This window comes from Paraburkholderia caffeinitolerans (genome assembly GCF_902859945.1).
In the GTDB taxonomy this organism is placed as follows: Bacteria; Pseudomonadota; Gammaproteobacteria; order Burkholderiales; family Burkholderiaceae; genus Paraburkholderia; species Paraburkholderia caffeinitolerans.
In genome coordinates, this window is record NZ_CADIKL010000020.1 from 78,359 (window position 1) to 95,510 (window position 17,152).

Sequence of the window (17,152 nt, forward strand, 5' to 3'; positions counted from 1 at the left end):
TGCGAGCGCTCAGGTGTGTTGAGCGCTGTGCGAATGCCGCGCGCGTTGGCGCACGCCTCGCGTGGGCTTAAGCCGCCCGCGCGCCGAGAGCCGCATCCAGTGACGCAGCGCGATCAACGCGCCGACCACGCTCATCATCGATCCCGGAATCCACAATAGCAGGCCACCGATCTGCTGATCGCGCATGGGAGAGAGCCATGTGAATGCGCGTCCGCAAATCGAATAGACCGGATAGAGCTCGTGCGAGGTGAAGAAGATGAACGCGCCGAGCACGATTTGCGGCGGAATGGCCGCAATCACCACCAGCACGCGCTTGCCGGGCGCGAGGCGCGCAGGCGGCGCGGGGCGTGGATCGAGCACGAGCCACCAGAACAGCAGACCGTCGATCACCATGCTCCAGTTCATCACGCGGTAAAGCCGCCAGTCGAGCATCGCGATGAAGTGGATGGGCGAGAGCAGCCAGAAGTAGATGAGTCCGACGAACAGCGTCACGGCGACCACCGAATGCATGACGACGTCGAGCATTGCCCGCACCGGTCGAGCGTTCAGCGCGGGCCGCACGAAGCGTTGCCGCCACGCGAACGGGATGCCGGCGCGCAGCGCCGCGCCCGGATAGGCGAGCGCAATGAAGAATGGCCCGAGGTGGTGCAGCACGAGATGCTGCGCGCGGTGCATGAAGAACTCATGCTCGAAGAAGTAGTCGAGCCGCGTATGCAGCGCGACATAGAGCGCACCGAGGCCGAACCAGAACGAGATCCGGCGCGCCAGCGAGACCCTCGCGTGGCGCTGGCCGCGTATGAACAGTACCGCCGCCAGGGTTATCGCGATCACCACCGTTGGCGACGGCTCCCACGGGTCGAGCCAGTAGAGCAGGTTCATCGTGGGCTTTTACGCAGGTTCATCGAGCGCTTCTCCGCGGATTCATGGCGCGGGTTTTCATTGCCGCATTACTGCTGCGACGGCGGCTTCACCGCGAACGGCGTGTCGAGCGTCGCGCCGTCTGAGAACTGCAGCTTCACGTGGACCGTGTCGCCGGGTGCGATCTTGTGCTTCGCGTGTTCCAGCATCAGGTGATAGCCGCCCGGCGCAATCGACAGCGTGCCGTGCGCGGGCACCGTAGCGTTGTGCACCATCACCATCTTCTGCGTCGAGCCGTTCGATACGGTCTGATGCAGCATCACCATGCCGTAGTCGTCGCTTGTCACGTTCACGAGGTCGACCGGCTTGTCGCTGTCATTCTTCAACGTGACGTAACCCGCCGCCGGCAGATCGTTGGGCAGCCAGCGGACCCAGGCGTTCTGCGCGGTGAGTGCGTCGGCGGCATGCGCCGCCGGGGCGAACGCTGCGAATGTGCAGGCGAGGGCGCAGCCGATCGTGGCGCTCCAGCGGGTCATGGGGTTCGTGGCAGTCACGCTGCGGGACTTCATTTTCATCGTCATGGCAGTTCCTGTTGCGAGTGGTCCGGAAATTGGGTTGAGGATCGCGCCGGCGCCTACGCGGCCGGGCCGATCACGCGGCGCACGTCGTGCGCGATCGCGTCGGGCGAATCCTTGTCGGTGGCGAGCAGGCGCGCGCGGCCTTGTGCATCGAACACGTAGACGGCCGAGCTGTGCGTGACTTCGTAGCTGCCGTCGGGGTCGCGCTGCTCCATCTGATACGCCACGCGATAGCGTTTTGCCAGCGATTCGATTTGCGCATCGGTGCCGGTGAGGCCGAGCGCGTGGTGGGCGTCGAACGCACTCACGTAGGCATGTAACGCCTGCGGCGTGTCGCGTGCGGGATCGACGCTGATGAAGAGTATCCGCACATGCTGTGCGTCGGGTCCGAGTTTCGCTATGACCTGCATCAGACGCGCCATCGTTTCCGGACAGACGTCCGGGCAATGCGTGTAGCCGAAGTACACGAGGGTGGTATTGCCATGCAGATCCGCACTCGTGATGGGCTTGCCGCTGTCTTCGGTGAGCGCGAACGTGAGGTCGGGCAGATGGCCGCTCACGTCGGTGAGTTGCCACGGCTCGGCCGCACGCGTGCATGCTGCGAGGAGTACGGAGCCGGCGGCGAGCGCCAGCAGTAACGCGGGGCGGGCTACGGCGCGCAGTGCGAAGCGTGACGTGCGTGAAGCGTCGAACTCGGGGAACAAAGGCTCTCTCGTTAACTCGATTTACAAGGGCGCGAGCGTGGCCAACTTACGCCGCGTCGCTGGACTGTAGCAAAATTGAGTGTGCGCTGCGGCGGGGCGGCAGGGGCAATTTGACGCATCTGACGTGCCGGTGGAGGTCGATCTGCATGGCAGGCAGCTGGCAAAGAGCGAAAAAAGCGTCGGAACGAATCGGCATCGACAGGGTGTTTGTCGCCGAGTGCAGGGCCTGCCTGGGCAAGGCCAGCACAATGGTTGCGCCGGCTTTCCTTTCTCGATAATCAGGACGATGCGCGGTAAGATGCGCACACTTTCTCCGGTGGGCCAGCGCTCGCCGGATCAACACCCGGCCCATGCGCCGAGGGATGAAACGAACGTAATGCAAGTACTTCCGGCTGAATTGCCGTTCGACAAGACGGCGTTTTTCTTCGATTTCGACGGCACGCTCGTCGATCTTGCGCCCACGCCCGACGGCGTGCTGGTGCGCCCCGACATGCTGGCGGTGCTCACGACGTTGCGTCGTGTGACCCATGGTGCGGTGGCCATTGTGTCCGGGCGCGGCGTCGAGAGCATCGACAGCTTCCTCGGCATGCCCGATTTGCCCGTCGCGGGCCTGCACGGCGCGGAGCGCCGCGACGCCAACGGCGACACCCAGCGCGTCGGCTTCAACGATCAACGTCTTCTGCACATGGAGCAGGTGCTCGCCGAGGTGGTGCGCACGCACGTCGGCATGCTGCTCGAGATTAAAGGCGCGGCGCTCGCGCTCCACTATCGCACTGCGCCCGAGCACGAGAACGTTGCGCGCGCGGTCACCGAAAAACTCGCAGCCGAATTCGCCGACGCCTATGTGCTGCAGCCCGGCAAGATGGTCTACGAGATCAAGCCGAAAGACGTCGACAAGGGCCGCGCGCTGCGCGCTTTTCTGGACGAGCCGCCGTTCGCGGGCCGCACGCCGGTGTTCGCCGGCGACGATTTGACCGACGAGAAGGGCTTCGCCGTGGTCAACGCCGAGGGCGGTCTGTCGATCAAGGTCGGCGGCGGCGACACGATCGCGAAAACGCGCGTCGAGTCGGTCGAGGCGTTGCTCGCGTGGCTCGACGCGCTCGTCGCGCCGGCCCGCGGTGTTTGATCGGTACCTGATCTGGCGCACCCGTACCTAACTTCTTTTCTGCACGGAACCTGCATCTCATGAGCCGATTGATCATCGTGTCGAACCGGGTCGCGCCGATTTCCGAAGGCGGCCCGGCTGCGGGCGGTCTTGCGGTCGGCGTCTACGACGCGCTCAAGGAAACCGGCGGCATGTGGTTCGGCTGGAGCGGCGAGGTGCTCTCGTCCGGCCAGCCGCAGATCCAGCTCGAAGAGCGGGGGCCGGTCACTTTCGCGACCATCGGCTTGCTGCGCCGCGATTACGACCAGTACTACCGTGGTTTTTCGAACGCCACGCTGTGGCCGGCGTTCCACTACCGTGCCGATCTGGTGCAGTACGACCGCAACGAATACGCGGGCTATTGCCGCGTGAACACGTGGCTCGCGCAGCAGCTCGTGCCGCTCCTGCGCGACGACGATGTCATCTGGGTCCACGACTATCACCTGATTCCGTTCGCCGAGGCGCTGCGCGCGGCGGGCGTGAAGAACCGCATCGGCTTCTTCCTGCACATCCCGTTTCCAGCTTCGCAGGTGCTGCTGGCGGTGCCGCCGCACCGCGAGCTGGCTCAGGCGCTGTGCTCGTTCGATTTGCTCGGCTTCCAGACCAAGCCCGACTTGCGCGCGTTCTGCGATTACATCGTGAACGAGGCGGGCGGCTCGGTCACGAAGCGCGCCGATGGCCTCACGCAGATCGAGGCATTCGGCAAGACGCTGTGCGCGAACGATTATCCGATCGGCGTCTATCCCGACGAAGTCGCCGAGCTCGCGAAAGACGGCGAGCGTGACAAGCCGGTGCGCACGCTCAAGGCCGCGCTGCATGGCCGCAAGGTCATCATGAGCGTGGACCGGCTCGATTACTCGAAGGGTCTCGTCGAACGCTTTCGCGCGTTCGAGCGGCTGCTCGAGCATGCGCCGGGGCAGCGCAACAAGGTGTCGTTCGCGCAGATCGCGCCGCCCACGCGCGCCGACCTGCACGCGTATCAGGACATCCGCCTGCGGCTCGAGGCCGAGTCGGGCCGCATCAATGGCCGCTTCGCCGAACTCGACTGGACGCCGATCTGGTACATCCACCGCCAGTACGAGCGCGCCGTGCTCGCGGCGCTGTTTCGCGCTTCGCACGTGGGCTACGTAACCCCGCTGCGCGATGGCATGAACCTTGTCGCGAAGGAATACGTCTCCGCCCAGGATCCCGAGAATCCGGGTGTGCTGGTGCTTTCGTGTTTCGCGGGCGCCGCGCAGGAACTGGGCGGTGCGCTGATCGTGAATCCGCTCGACATCGACGGCATGGCCGATGCGCTCGGCAAGGCGCTCGCAATGCCGTTAGCCGAGCGCCTCGCGCGCTATAACGACATGATGGTGCAATTGCGCGAGAACAACGTCTCGGTTTGGCGCGATCGCTTCATGCGCGATTTGACGGGCATCGCCGCGCGCGTTGGCGTGTCGCTGCCGCCCGTGGAGCCCGCGCAACAACCGTAGGGGCAGGGCGCGCGCCGACGTGTCGCGAGCGCTTCGAGTACTGCCGAAAACGAAAAAGCCGCTTCATGAAAGAAGCGGCTTTTTCATTTGATGCGCACGGCGTGCTCAAGGTGCCTGGCGTCAGGCCACGTGCTTTTCGTCGGCCTTCTTGCTGCCCAGATGGAGTGTGGACGACTTGCCATACTGCTTGGCGAGCAGGTCGCGGTACAGGCCCGGGCGATTGCGCAATTCCTCGGGGCTGCCGTCGTCGATCACCTTGCCCGAGCTCATCACGATGATGCGGTCGAAGTTGTGCAGCGTGGAGAGCCGGTGCGCAATGGCGACCACGGTGCGGCCCACCATCAGCCGGTCGAGCGCGTGCTGGATGGCTTCCTCCGAGGCGCTGTCGAGCGCCGAGGTGGCCTCGTCGAGCAGCAGGATCGGCGAATTCTTGAGAATCGCGCGCGCGATCGCGATGCGCTGGCGCTGGCCGCCCGAGAGCTTCACGCCGCGGTCGCCCACGAGCGTGTCGTAGCCTTCGGGCATGGCCTCGATGAAGTCGGCGCAGCGCGCCTCGCGGGCTGCGGCGAGCACTTCGTCGCGGCTTGCCTCGGGGCGGCCATAGGCGATGTTCTCGTAGATCGAGCGGTGCAGCAGGGAAATGTCCTGCGGCACGAGCGCGATGGCGTGGCGCAGGCTGTCTTGCGTGACGTGGGCGATGTCCTGGCCGTCGATCTTGATCGAGCCGCTCTGGGTGTCGTAAAAGTGCTGCAGCAGCGCGAGCACGGTGGTCTTGCCCGCGCCCGACTTGCCGATCAGGCCCACGCGCTGGCCTGCCTTGATATTCAAGTCGAAGTGATCGAGGATCGGCTTGCGGTGCGGGTACGCGAAGGTGACGCCTTCGAAGTCCACGCGGCCGCCCTGGGCCACGAGTTCGGTGGCGTCGTCGCGGTCGGGCATGCCGTGCGGCTCGAGCAGCGTCTGCACGGCTTCGGCCAGACGCGCGACGTGCTGCGTGACGTCCACGAGCGCCACGGCCAGATCGCGCGTGCCGTGCAGGATCGTGAAGCCGAGTGAACTCACCAGCACGATGTCACCCGAAGTGGCCTTGCCCTGGTTCCAGAGCCACAGCGCCCAGCCGAGCAGGCCGGCCGAGAGCATCGCCGTGATGACGGCGTGCAGCAGGCGCAGCTTTTCCAGATAGAGCAGGCTCGAGCGGCGCGCGTCCAGCTCGGCTTTCACCGTCGTGCCGAAGCGCTTTTGCTCGCGCAGCGTCATGCCGAAGGCGCGCACGAGCGCCATGTTGCCGATCACGTCGACGAGTTCGCCGTCCACGGCGGCCGCCTTGGAGGCGAAGGTGTGATGGCGCGCCGAGCCGCGCCCGGCCAGCTTGAAGAGAATGACTGAAAGGATTGCCGAGCAAAGCAACAGGCCCGCTGCCATCAACGGATTGACCGAAATGATCATGACGATGGCGCCCGCCACGGCGATGCACGGCGGCAGCACGTTCCAGGCCGTGGTGTTCTCGGCCGTGTAGACGGCGTTTGAGGTGGCGGTGATGCGGCTCGCGAGCGTGCCGGGCTGCTTTTCCGCGTAATAAGTGTTCGAGTGGCCGCTCAGGTACTGGAAGAGGTCGCGCCTCAAGTCGCCCGTGACGGTGACGAAGGTGTGCGCGGCGAACCAGCCGCCCACCCGCCAGAGCAGGTTGTCGGCGGCAATCAGGCCGACGAGGATCGCGAACGCCGTCCACAGCGGGCCCGGGTGGTGGCGGCCCGCACCGAGCACGTCGATCAGATGCTTGATCGCGTACTGCGAGGCGAGGGCGCAGCCCACGGCCGCGAACACGCTGGCGAGCACGACGGAATGGGCGAATGGATGGCGCTTGATGTAGCGGAAAAGGAACGCAAGTGGCCGTCGCGCATAGCTCGCAAGCTTTGCGTTGTGGGCGTTACGCTGGGCGATGGTCAGATGTTGTTCCAATTGATCGATGGTCGGTCTGGCGGAGCTTTGTCCGTGCAAGGTAAAAAAAGAGACAAGAAGGCGCGCAACGGCAAACCTGGCGGAATTCCCGCATTGTAAACACCCCACGCGCAAGCCGCACGGCTCGTGCCCAAGGGACGCGAATCTTATCGCGACTATGCCGCAGCGAGGACTCCTTGGGGACATGTTGTCGCGCCGGATGCTCGGTGGGTTTTCGCGGCACTTTTCGAGCTACAATTACAGATTCTGTTGTGACGCGCCATTCGCGCTCACACGACGCGCCGTACCGCAGGCGCGACCCGCCCCCGAGCCGCAACAACCACGAAACCAGGGTCAAATAAAACAGCATTCTGACCGCGATTTCGAAGCCGCGCTGCCCGGAAACGAACCCCAAATCTAGAACGGGCTTAAAAAACAAGGGGTTGCGGAGTGTTTCCGCTTTGTAACAACGTAAAGAGTTTGAAATCTCGTAGCCGGCTATGGGTGCAAACCCGGATAATGCCGACTCGAACAGCGTAGGGAATTTGACAGCATGAATGTCAACGACCGCGAACCCTGCGCGTTTACCGCCTGAACTGCCGCTTGTGTCAACACAACACATCACAACTGCGTCGGTCTGTGTGCCGGGCTACCGGCGCGGTTAGCGGTACGGAACGCCTGGTAGGGCGAGCGGCAACGATGCCGTAGCTCGCGAGGTCGATTGTCAAAATTGCAGTACTTAGCCCGATTATTTCGAGGAAGGAGTTCACCACTATGCGAATCGCTCAAATTGCTCCGTTGCACGAGGCGGTTCCTCCCAAGCTGTACGGCGGCACGGAACGGGTGGTCTCCTACCTGACCGAAGCGCTGGTCGAGCAAGGGCACGACGTCACGCTCTTCGCCAGCGGCGATTCGATTACCTCGGCAAAGCTCGAAGCATTCTGGCCGCAGGCGCTGCGCCTCGACCCGACGATTCGCGACGTGATGGCTCCGCACATGCTGCTGCTCGAAGAAGTGCGCCGCCGCGCGGACGAATTCGACGTGCTGCACTTCCACATCGACTACTACCCGTTCTCGCTGTTCCAGCGTCAGCCGGTGCCGTTCGTCACGACCATGCACGGTCGTCTCGACCTGCCTGAACTGCAGCCGATCTTCAGCGCGTTCAACGACGTGCCGGTTGTCTCGATCTCGGACAACCAGCGCCTCCCGCTGCAGCAAGCCGCCTGGCAGCAGACCGTCTACCACGGCCTGCCGGAAGACGTGCTCAAGCCGATTCCGAACGTCGAGCCCGGCTACCTCGCTTTCCTCGGCCGCGTCTCGCCGGAGAAGGGTCTCGACAAGGCGATTCGCATCGCCGGTCAGGCAGGCATGAAGCTCAAGGTCGCCGCCAAGATCGACAAGGCCGACCGCGCCTACTACGAAGAAGTCATCAAGCCGCTGATGGCGCTGCCGCACGTCGAGTACATCGGCGAAATCGGCGAGCACGAAAAGCGTGAATTCCTCGGCAATGCGCACGCCCTGGTGTTCCCGATCGACTGGCCGGAGCCCTTCGGTCTCGTCATGATCGAAGCCATGGCTTGCGGTACGCCGGTCATTGCGTTCAAGCGCGGCTCGGTGCCGGAAGTTATCGAAAATGGCGTGTCGGGCTTCGTCGTCGAAGACGAAATCAGCGCGGTCGCTGCGGTCAAGCGCCTGTCGACGCTGTCGCGCGAGAAGGTGCGCGGCGCGTTCGAGGCACGCTTCTCGTCGAAGGTGATGGCACGCAACTACGTTGCCGTGTACGAAGACCTGCTGCGCCAGAAGCACCGCACGGTGCTGCGCGAAGTCAACGCCGGCTAACTGGCGTCGGCCGGACCTGCGCGTTTGCAAGGCAAGCGCGCAGACAACCCTGGCAAGCCGCCACTCCAACGCCCCGGTGCTTTGCACCGGGGCGTTGTCGCATTTTCGCCGCACCCGTTTGCGGGGCAGCACAAACGCATCGGCGAGCGTGAGGGGGAGCGGCAATGTCCCTATAATGGCCGTTCCGCGAAATCCGCAATTCATTCACGACAGACGCGCGCGACGACCGCGCAAGACGACGTTGCATGACGACTACTGCGCAACACAAACGCGACCTCAGGAGAAGTGCCTTGGCGAGATCCCGACCGACGCGCCCCGCCGCCGCCGTTCCCGGCGCCGGGAAGCTGTTCGCGCTGCGCGCGATCGGTCTCGTGATTCTCGCGCGCTGGCTCCATTCGATGGGGGACATGAATTTTCTGGTGGCGCTGCGGGGCATGGCTTCGTCGCCGGTCGCGTGCCTGAACCTGATCTTCCTGTTTCTGCTAATCGTGCTGCCGGGCGGGAAGGCCCGCGCCGAGCGGCCGTTCCATCCGCTGCCTCAATGGCTGCGCCAGGCGTTGCGCGTCTTCGGCGTGTTGGGCTGTCTGTTCGCGTTGTGGTCGATTGGCGTGTTCGTATGGGCCGACGGCTGGCGGCGCGCGGTGCAGGCGATCGAGGCCACCAACGGTTGGCTTGTCGTGGCGCCGGCGCTTTATGCGGCCGTAGTGTGGATTTGCCGTCCGCGCGCATTGTGGCGCACCAATGTGGCGGCGCGGCGCTTCGCGATCGGGCGCTACGCGGTATCGGTCGACGCAGCGACGCGCACCACGGTTGTATGGCTCGAGAGCCGCAAGGTTGGGCAGTACGATGCGCGGGAGCTGTCAGTGCGCTGGCCGGCGGATCTTCAGCCGACAGCCGAGTCGGCGCACTCGGCGCCGGCTGTTGAGTCGGCCAACTCGACTGCATTCGCGACGTCGCTCCCATCGCCCAAGCCCCCCGCACCGGCGCGCGACTCCGGGCGCCGGCCAAAGATCGAATTGCTGTGGGATTCGCCGGCGGCGGCGGGCCACAATCGCCAGATCGTTCTGCGCGTTAGGCTCGCCACTGAAGGCGACCGCGTCGCTGCGCGCGCGCTCGACGCCGTTCTGAAGCAGGACTGGCCCACTGTGGCAGCGTGAAGGCACTGCCGGGCGGACAGCCCGGCAGTGCCGCTTCAGGCAGTCCCTGCGCGAAGGGCATTCGCGCAAGCTTGTCGATCCCGTCGTCAATTCGAAGGAGTCGCGATGCTCGTACGCTGGTTGCTTGCCGCTATTCATCTGTTGGCCTTCGGCCTTGCACTGGCGTCGATTCTGCGGCGCACGCGCGGCTTGCGCCGCTGCACCTCTACCGAGGCGCTACCCCAGATCTTCAGCGCCGACAACGGTTGGGGCATCTCGGCGGTGTTGCTGATCGTGACCGGGGCGGTGCGGGCGTTCGGCGGCTTCGAGAAGGGCGCCGACTATTACCTGCATGAGCCGCTCTTTCACGTGAAGATGGGTGCGCTCGTGCTGATCCTGTTGCTCGAGATTGCGCCGATGATGGCGCTGCTGCGCTGGCGCCTCGCCGTGCGTCGCGGCGATGTGCCGGATCTCACCGGAGCGCCGAAGTACGCGAGCATCGGCGTATGGCAGACGGTGTTGCTCGTCGTGATGGTGTTTGCCGCGACGGGGATGGCGCGCGGAGTCGGGATTGGCATGTTCGGCGACTAGCGCGACTCACCATAACCCGGCGGACAACGAGGAGGGCGGTTTATATCGTCATCCTGACTACTGATGAATTCCGGGCCGGAAATGAAAAAACCCCGTTGCGTACGCAACGGGGTTTTGATCTTCGGTGCTTGTCTTTACCAACACCAGGAATTCTGGTGGGTAGTACTGGGATCGAACCAGTGACCCCTGCCGTGTGAAGGCAGTGCTCTACCGCTGAGCTAACCACCCGAAGAGATTCAAATTATGCCGGGCGTTTCCGATCTTGTAAAGACCTTTTTTAAGTATTTTGCGTAGTACCCGCGTTCCCGTCGGCAGTGACAGGTTGTGTGCGCCATACCGAGGTGCCCTTCATCGCCTTGTCGAGCCCGTCGAGCAGCGCTTCGTGCGCGGCGAGTTCCTCTTCGCTTGCTGCGATCACGGGCAGCGCGAGCGTCTCGAACTTCACGCGCGGCGTTGCCACTGCGCCAGGCGTTTCGGTGGCGCCGGCCATGTCGATGACGAGACTTTCCTGGCCGCGCGTCATCGCCAGATAAACCTCGGCGAGCAGTTCCGAGTCGAGCAGGGCGCCGTGCAGCGTGCGGTGCGCGTTGCTGATGCCGAAGCGGTCGCACAGCGCGTCGAGCGAATTGCGTTTGCCGGGGAAGATCTGCTTGGCCTGCACCAACGTGTCGATCACCTCGCCGCAGTGCTCCCTGAACGCCGGTTTGCCGACCAGCGCGAGCTCGGCGTCGAGAAAGCCGATATCGAACGGCGCGTTGTGGATGATGATGTCGGCGTCGCGCACGAAGTCGAGGATCTCGTTCGCGACCTCGGCGAACTTCGGCTTGTCCGAGAGGAATTCTGTCGTGAGGCCGTGCACGGCCAGCGCGCCCGGATCGCTGTCGCGCTCCGGGTTGACGTAGAAGTGCAGGTTATTGCCCGTCAGCCGGCGATTGACCAGCTCGACGCAGCCGATTTCGATGATGCGGTCGCCCGTGCGGGGGTTCAGGCCGGTGGTTTCGGTATCGAGAATGATCTGTCGCATGTCGTTTGAAGCGTGATGGCGTAGGAGGCGGAGGTGGCGCGTCTGGCGTAACGGCGCCATAGTGGCGTACGTGCCGCTCAGAGTTCGGCGAGCGTGGCGACGCCGCGGTTCGCGAGCGCATCGGCGCGCTCGTTCTCCGGATGCCCGGCGTGACCCTTGACCCAGCGCCACTCCACCTCATGTTGCGCGACGAGCGCGTCGAGGCGCTTCCACAGGTCGTCGTTCTTGACGGGCGTTTTCGCGGCCGTCATCCAGTTCTTCTTCTTCCAGCCGTGAATCCACTCGCTGATGCCTTTCTGTACATATTGCGAGTCGGTGTGCACGATCACCTTGCACGGGCGCTTGAGCGCGTCGAGTGCGGCGATCACCGCCATCAGCTCCATGCGGTTGTTGGTCGTGCCGGGCTCGCCGCCGAACAGTTCTTTTTCCTGCGCGCCGAAGCGCAGGAGCGCGCCCCAGCCGCCGGGGCCGGGGTTGCCCTTGCAGGCGCCGTCCGTGAAGATTTCGACGAAGTCGGGTGAGCTCATGAGTCCTTGTTGCGAGTAGGGGAGGGAGTGGTGGCCGCGGGCGCCAGGCTTGCAGCCAGCGCCGGCTTCTTGACCTTCACCTTGCCGACGAGGCGCATGCCGCGCACGCGCTTGATGGCCGAAACCATATAAATGGCACCGAAGATCGGCCACCAGCGGTCGCCGGCGGCTTCCATGAAGGCGTAGCGCCCGAGCCATTTCTCGGTGGCGAGCGGCGGACGATAGCAGCCGAAGCGTCCGCGTTCAAGCTCGAAACCGAGCAGCTTGATCCAGTCTTTCAGGCGCGTGAAGGCGATCAGATCTTCGCGCGCGGGCAGGAAGGGATGCCCCGTGACCTTTGCCGCCGACTGGCGCGCGCCCCACAGCGAGAGCGAATTGAAGCCGACGATCAGCAACTGCCCTTCGGGCATCAGTACGCGCTCGGCCTCGCGCAGCAGGCGGTGCGGGTTGCTCGTGAATTCGAGCGTGTGCGGCATCACGATGAGATCGACGCTCTGGGCCTCGAACGGCAGATCGAGATGGTCGCACCAGACCGTGCTGCGCCCGGCCGGCGCGTGGAGTGCGCCGGACCGCGGCAAGGCGGGCAGCGGCTCCGCGCCCGGCACGGTGTACGGCGCGCTCGTGGCGCTGGCTGCGTCGAGCACGAGGCCCCGGCACGACATTCGGTTCTCGCGCAGGGCGTCGAGCTGCGGCAGGCCGAGCTGCAGCGCATGGTAGCCGAAGATATTCGACACCACGCGGTCGAGCTGCTCCTGTTCCCAGCCCAGGACGTACTTGCCTGCGGGCGATTCGGTCCAGGCGGGCCAGTCTATAATTGTTCGGTCAGACATGTCGAAAAGTTCGCCGCCCCATGAATAGTCCGCTTGAGCACGCATCCGTGCCAGCCGCCACGCTTGCCGCCAATTTCGATTACGTACCGGTTCCGGCTTTTGAAGATAACTACATCTGGGTCGTATCGGACGGCCTCGATGCCGTTGTCGTCGATCCGGGCGACGCCGCGCCGGTTCGCGCGTATCTGGCGAAGCGAGGCTGGCGGCTTGCCGCTATTTTACTCACCCATCACCACAACGACCACGTCGGCGGGGTGGCCGACCTGCTTTCGGATGAGCGCGTGCCGGTGTACGGCCCGGCCGGCGAGGCGCTCGGCCCGCTCGACAGGTTCGTCACGCGCGTGAAGGGGGGCGACGCGGTGCATCTGGACGCACCGGCGCTCGACTTCAAGGTGATGGACGTGCCGGGACATACGCGCGGCCACATCGCTTATTTCCAGGCCTCGGACCCGGCGGGCAAGCCGCATCTGTTTTGTGGCGACACGCTGTTCGCCTGCGGCTGCGGGCGCCTCTTCGAGGGCACGCCCGCACAGATGCTCGCTTCGCTCGATTCGTTCGCGGCGCTGCCGGGCAGCACAGAAGTGCATTGCGCACACGAGTACACGCTCTCGAATATCCGTTTCGCGCTCGCCTGCGATCCGCACAACGCCAACTTGCGCGACTGGAGTCTCGAAGCGGCGGCGCTGCGGGAGCGCGGCGTGCCGACCTTGCCGACCACGATCGCGCACGAGTGTGCGGTGAATCCATTCCTGCGCGCCGGCGATCCAGCCGTGCAGGCGACGCTTGCCGACGCGCTCCATGAAACGGTGTCGGACCGGCTGGCGGCCTTCACGCTGATGCGCGAATGGAAGAACCGATTCCGCTGACCTGACGGCGCGCGAGGGCATCCTCATCCCAAAAGTATGGAACGTCGTGCAAGCTGCGGATTTCCTTGGGATTTCTCCAATTATTCCGATTGACGGAAACGTGTGCGTTCCGTACTATCGGCTGCAAATTCCCGCCATTAGCAAGTAGACGTTCATGCGATTTATCCTAAGCGCGCTGCTGGTTCTCATGCTCGCAGCCTGTGCGAGCGGGGGGCCGACTGCGAACTCGCTTTCCCCAGCCGATCCCCAGGCGCGTGCCGACGCCATCCGCAAAACCTCCGCAGCGAAAGAAACGATCAACGTTGACAAAGGTTCGGTCGACCAGCTGACGAGCCCCGACGCCGATCTCTGGGCGCGTATTCGCCGTGGTTTCCAGATGCCCGACCTGCAGAGCGACCTGGTCGACATGAACGCCCAGTGGTATGCGCAGCGCCCCGACTATGTCGCGCGCATGACCGAGCGTTCGCAGAAATATCTCTACCACATCGTCGAGGAGCTCGAGGCCCGGCACATGCCGACCGAGCTTGCGTTGCTGCCGTTCATCGAATCCGCATATAACCCGCAGGCGCTTTCCGTCGCGAAGGCGGCGGGCATGTGGCAGTTCGTGCCCGGCACGGGCCGCACCTACAACCTGAAGCAGAATATGTGGCAGGACGAGCGCCGCGACGTGCTCGCTTCCACCAGCGCGGCACTCGACTACCTCACGCGCCTGCACGACATGTTCGGCGACTGGTATCTCGCGCTCGCCGCCTACAACTGGGGCGAGGGCAATGTGCAGCGCGCCATCGCGCGCAACCAGGCGGCCGGTCTGCCGACCGACTACGCGAGCCTGCGCATGCCCAATGAGACGCGCAACTACGTGCCCAAGCTGCAGGCGGTCAAGAACATCGTGATGAACCCGCAGCAATACGGGCTCGTGCTGCAGTCCATTCCCAACCACCCGTATTTCGTCACGGTCACCACGTCGCACGACATCGACGTGGACGTGGCGGCCAAGCTGGCGAACATGACGCCTGACGAGTTCCGCTCGCTCAACCCGTCGTTCAAGAAGCCGATCATTCTCGGATCGAGCGATCCGCAGATCCTGTTGCCGTTCGATAACGCCGGCGCGTTCGAGCGCAACCTGAAGTCGTATTCGGGCCAGCTTTCGTCGTGGACCACCTATACGACGGATTCGCGCGCCACGCCGGCGGCCATTGCGCAGAAGATTGGCGTGGACGCCGACACGCTCATGTCGGTCAACAAGATTCCGGCGGGCATGCGCCTGAAGGCCGGCTCGACGCTCGTGGTGCCGCGCACCGACGACGGCGACGACGAGGACATCAGCGCTGACGTTGCCGAAAGCGCCGTGCTGGCTATGGAGCCGGACGTGCCCGACACGCGCAAGATGCTGATCCGCGTGCGCCGCAAGCAGTCGATGGAAACGGTGGCAGGGCGCTATGGTGTTTCGGTCGGCCAGCTCAAGGCCTGGAACAAGACGCGTCGCGACGCAGTGAGCCCCGGGCAGGTGCTCGTGCTGCACGTGCCGGTCGGCAAGGCGATGCCGAGCGAGCCCGGTCCGGAGAAGCTGGCGACGAATGTATCCGGTGGTGGCGTGCAGCGCATCGGGACCCGGGTTGCAGACACGGGCTCCAAGTCGCGCTACGATAAGAAGCACGGTCGCGCGCATACCGAGGTTGTCAAGGTTTCCGAACCAGTCAAGGAAAAGGCCTCCAGCGCAGCGCCCAGCAAGGCGTCGAAGGGTGCGGCAAGCCGCCCGAAGGCCGGGACCCAAACGCAGAAGCAAAAATCCAAATAGCGGCTGGCGAAGGATGCTCAGCCGTGCACTGCGGGGGCAGTGCATGGTGTTTCGCTCCGATCACTTTTGCCACTTGGTGCTCACGCCGCCACCCTGCCGGGTGGCGGCGTTTTCATTTGCGGGGAAAAGGGTGCGATCGCAGCTTTAGCACGCCGTGGATGACCCGCGCTGCGCTTGTTGTGCGTTTTTCGGGGGCTATAGTGGAAAGGGCGCTGTGCCAACTGGCAGCGCCGCGCCGCCCGGTGGGCGTCATCCCGAAATTTGAAAGAAAGGGCGTTTTCGCGCTATAATTTCAAGGTTTGAGCTTATCAACCCGCACCCTAGCGCCTACCTCCCCCATTCGTTCATCCGCCGCCCGCGCTTTCCGTTTCAACTGGCTGGCTGCCGCCCGATCGAGCGTCACAAACGCACCTTCGCGGCCCGGCGCCCGACACACGGTCAAACACGGATAAGTCGCGTAAGCAGACTGCGGAGCGCGCCGCGCGCGCGTCCTGATCACCTGGATCAGGGTGCCGACGCCGCAGCCGTTCCCAGGTCGCAAGACACGCAACGTCGGATAACAGGTCGGCACAGGGTGCTCCCCAAGGAGTCTCCCGTGTTGCCGTCATTCTCTCCCGCTCTGCTCGCGCTCGCCGACGGCACGGTCTTTCGTGGTTACTCGATCGGCGCGCCGGGTCATACGATCGGTGAAGTCGTGTTCAACACGGCCATCACCGGTTATCAGGAAATCCTGACTGACCCGAGCTACGCTCGCCAGATCGTTACCCTCACGTATCCGCATATCGGCAACGTCGGCGTCAATGCCGAAGACGTCGAAGCCACGAAAGTCCATGCCGCCGGTCTTATCATTCGCGACCTGCCCACGCTCGCCTCGAACTTCCGCATGGAGCGCACGCTCGGCGACTATCTGAAGGACGAAGGCGTGGTGGCGATCGCCGGCATCGACACGCGCAAGCTCACGCGTATCCTGCGCGAGAAGGGCGCCCAGAACGGCGCGATCCTCGCGGGCTCCGACGACGAAGCCAAGGCCATCGAACTCGCGCGCTCGTTCCCGGGCCTCGCGGGCATGGACCTCGCGAAGGTCGTCTCGACCGACAAGCCGTATGAGTGGACGACCACCGAATGGCGCCTGGGCGAAGGCTACCGCACGCAGTCCGCGCCGAAGTACAAGGTCGTGGCGTTCGACTTCGGTGTGAAGCAGAACATCCTGCGCATGCTGGCCGAGCGCGGCTGCCATGTCACGGTGCTGCCGGCGCAGGCCACCGCGGCTGACGCGCTCGCGCTCAACCCGGACGGCGTGTTCCTCTCGAACGGCCCGGGCGACCCGGAGCCGTGCGACTACGCGATCAAGGCCACGCAGGAATTCATCGCGCGCGGCATTCCGACCTTCGGCATCTGCCTTGGTCACCAGATCATGGGCCTCGCGCTCGGCGCGAAGACCATCAAGATGAAGACCGGCCACCACGGCGCGAATCATCCGGTGAAGGATCTCGGCGACGGCCGCGTCGTCATCACGTCGCAGAACCACGGCTTCGCGGTGGACGCCGACACGCTGCCGGCGAACACGCGCGTTACGCACGTCTCGCTCTTCGACGGTACGCTGCAAGGCTTCGAACTCACCGACAAGCCCGCGTTCTGCTTCCAGGGCCACCCGGAAGCGTCGCCCGGCCCGCAGGACATCGGCTATCTGTTCGATCGCTTCACCGCGCTGATGGACAAGGCGAAGGCGTAAGCGCTTATCGAGCGAGCCAGCAGGAACGAGCAGAGCAGGGTGCGCAGCGAGCCGGAGTCAAAAAACGGCCCACGCGCGTACCCGGCGGCGAGCAGCAAGCCGCAAGACGTAA

General features: G+C 64.5%; 15 protein-coding genes and 1 tRNA gene. 8 read left to right on the plus strand and 8 right to left on the minus strand.

What is annotated here, in order from left to right; genetic code table 11:
* Positions 1–9: 9 nt before the first annotated feature.
* The 3 genes from HV773_RS20085 to HV773_RS20095 form a co-directional block, all read right to left on the minus strand.
* Positions 10–879, minus strand: a complete 870-nt coding sequence (locus tag HV773_RS20085) for a cytochrome c oxidase assembly protein (protein WP_129562430.1) — start codon at positions 877–879, stop codon at positions 10–12.
* A gap of 68 nt (positions 880–947) precedes the next feature.
* Entirely contained in the window at positions 948–1,394 is a 447-nt protein-coding gene (locus tag HV773_RS20090) for a copper chaperone PCu(A)C (RefSeq protein ID WP_129563365.1), read from the minus strand.
* A 98-nt stretch (positions 1,395–1,492) separates the two neighbouring features.
* Positions 1,493–2,140, minus strand: coding sequence for an SCO family protein (locus HV773_RS20095; RefSeq protein ID WP_377728936.1), 648 nt, complete (start codon positions 2,138–2,140; stop codon positions 1,493–1,495).
* A gap of 376 nt (positions 2,141–2,516) precedes the next feature.
* Here HV773_RS20095 and otsB point away from each other — a divergent pair, with 376 nt between their 5' ends.
* Both otsB and otsA read left to right on the plus strand, forming a co-directional pair.
* A complete protein-coding gene (gene otsB, locus HV773_RS20100) occupies positions 2,517–3,266 on the plus strand; it encodes a trehalose-phosphatase (RefSeq protein WP_129562429.1) in 750 nt (249 codons plus the stop codon).
* 59 nt (positions 3,267–3,325) lie between these two features.
* Positions 3,326–4,759 (plus strand): alpha,alpha-trehalose-phosphate synthase (UDP-forming), encoded by a 1,434-nt coding sequence (gene otsA, locus HV773_RS20105; RefSeq protein ID WP_129562428.1) that lies wholly within the window; start codon positions 3,326–3,328, stop codon positions 4,757–4,759.
* A gap of 120 nt (positions 4,760–4,879) precedes the next feature.
* On the opposite strand, the gene HV773_RS20110 is transcribed toward otsA, so the two are convergent.
* Positions 4,880–6,727 (minus strand): ABC transporter ATP-binding protein, encoded by a 1,848-nt coding sequence (locus HV773_RS20110; protein ID WP_129563363.1) that lies wholly within the window; start codon positions 6,725–6,727, stop codon positions 4,880–4,882.
* A gap of 744 nt (positions 6,728–7,471) precedes the next feature.
* Between HV773_RS20110 and HV773_RS20115 the strand changes: the two genes are divergently transcribed.
* From HV773_RS20115 to HV773_RS20125, 3 genes are all read left to right on the plus strand, one after another.
* Positions 7,472–8,536, plus strand: coding sequence for a glycosyltransferase family 4 protein (locus HV773_RS20115; RefSeq protein ID WP_129562427.1), 1,065 nt, complete (start codon positions 7,472–7,474; stop codon positions 8,534–8,536).
* Positions 8,537–8,826: 290 nt separating this feature from the next.
* Positions 8,827–9,693 (plus strand): hypothetical protein, encoded by an 867-nt coding sequence (locus HV773_RS20120; RefSeq protein ID WP_129562426.1) that lies wholly within the window; start codon positions 8,827–8,829, stop codon positions 9,691–9,693.
* 105 nt (positions 9,694–9,798) lie between these two features.
* Positions 9,799–10,263, plus strand: a complete 465-nt coding sequence (locus HV773_RS20125; protein ID WP_129562425.1) for a DUF2214 family protein — start codon at positions 9,799–9,801, stop codon at positions 10,261–10,263.
* 153 nt (positions 10,264–10,416) lie between these two features.
* Here HV773_RS20125 and HV773_RS20130 read toward each other — a convergent pair.
* From HV773_RS20130 to HV773_RS20145, 4 genes are all read right to left on the minus strand, one after another.
* Positions 10,417–10,491: transfer RNA gene (locus HV773_RS20130), tRNA-Val, on the minus strand.
* Positions 10,492–10,540: 49 nt separating this feature from the next.
* Positions 10,541–11,287 carry a DNA polymerase III subunit epsilon gene (gene dnaQ / locus HV773_RS20135; protein WP_129562424.1) on the minus strand — a complete coding sequence of 249 codons (747 nt, stop codon included), beginning with the start codon at positions 11,285–11,287 and terminating at the stop codon, positions 10,541–10,543.
* A 77-nt stretch (positions 11,288–11,364) separates the two neighbouring features.
* Positions 11,365–11,814 (minus strand): ribonuclease HI, encoded by a 450-nt coding sequence (gene rnhA / locus HV773_RS20140; RefSeq protein WP_129562423.1) that lies wholly within the window; start codon positions 11,812–11,814, stop codon positions 11,365–11,367.
* On the minus strand, positions 11,811–12,644 hold the full coding sequence (locus tag HV773_RS20145; protein WP_129562422.1) for a class I SAM-dependent methyltransferase: 834 nt from the start codon (positions 12,642–12,644) through the stop codon (positions 11,811–11,813). Before HV773_RS20145 ends, rnhA begins: the two co-directional genes overlap by 4 nt.
* Positions 12,645–12,664: 20 nt before the next feature.
* On the opposite strand from HV773_RS20145, the gene gloB reads away from it, so the two are divergent.
* The 3 genes from gloB to carA all read left to right on the plus strand — a co-directional run bounded on the left by gloB (position 12,665) and on the right by carA (position 17,040).
* A complete protein-coding gene (gene gloB / locus HV773_RS20150) occupies positions 12,665–13,510 on the plus strand; it encodes a hydroxyacylglutathione hydrolase (protein WP_129562421.1) in 846 nt (281 codons plus the stop codon).
* A 154-nt stretch (positions 13,511–13,664) separates the two neighbouring features.
* Positions 13,665–15,308, plus strand: a complete 1,644-nt coding sequence (locus HV773_RS20155; RefSeq protein WP_129562420.1) for a transglycosylase SLT domain-containing protein — start codon at positions 13,665–13,667, stop codon at positions 15,306–15,308.
* Between the two features lie 595 nt (positions 15,309–15,903).
* Entirely contained in the window at positions 15,904–17,040 is a 1,137-nt protein-coding gene (carA, locus tag HV773_RS20160) for a glutamine-hydrolyzing carbamoyl-phosphate synthase small subunit (RefSeq protein ID WP_129562419.1), read from the plus strand.
* The last annotated feature ends 112 nt before the right edge of the window (positions 17,041–17,152 follow it).

What these genes read in the sequence shown, in the direction of transcription:
- HV773_RS20085 (WP_129562430.1), bottom strand. Translation starts at nt 879, where the DNA reads ATGAACCTGCTCTACTGGCTCGACCCGTGGGAGCCGTCGCCAACGGTG.
- HV773_RS20090 (WP_129563365.1), bottom strand. Translation starts at nt 1,394, where the DNA reads ATGACCCGCTGGAGCGCCACGATCGGCTGCGCCCTCGCCTGCACATTC.
- otsB (WP_129562429.1), top strand. Translation starts at nt 2,517, where the DNA reads ATGCAAGTACTTCCGGCTGAATTGCCGTTCGACAAGACGGCGTTTTTC.
- otsA (WP_129562428.1), top strand. Translation starts at nt 3,326, where the DNA reads ATGAGCCGATTGATCATCGTGTCGAACCGGGTCGCGCCGATTTCCGAA.
- HV773_RS20115 (WP_129562427.1), top strand. Translation starts at nt 7,472, where the DNA reads ATGCGAATCGCTCAAATTGCTCCGTTGCACGAGGCGGTTCCTCCCAAG.
- HV773_RS20125 (WP_129562425.1), top strand. Translation starts at nt 9,799, where the DNA reads ATGCTCGTACGCTGGTTGCTTGCCGCTATTCATCTGTTGGCCTTCGGC.
- dnaQ (WP_129562424.1), bottom strand. Translation starts at nt 11,287, where the DNA reads ATGCGACAGATCATTCTCGATACCGAAACCACCGGCCTGAACCCCCGC.
- rnhA (WP_129562423.1), bottom strand. Translation starts at nt 11,814, where the DNA reads ATGAGCTCACCCGACTTCGTCGAAATCTTCACGGACGGCGCCTGCAAG.
- HV773_RS20145 (WP_129562422.1), bottom strand. Translation starts at nt 12,644, where the DNA reads ATGTCTGACCGAACAATTATAGACTGGCCCGCCTGGACCGAATCGCCC.
- gloB (WP_129562421.1), top strand. Translation starts at nt 12,665, where the DNA reads ATGAATAGTCCGCTTGAGCACGCATCCGTGCCAGCCGCCACGCTTGCC.
- HV773_RS20155 (WP_129562420.1), top strand. Translation starts at nt 13,665, where the DNA reads ATGCGATTTATCCTAAGCGCGCTGCTGGTTCTCATGCTCGCAGCCTGT.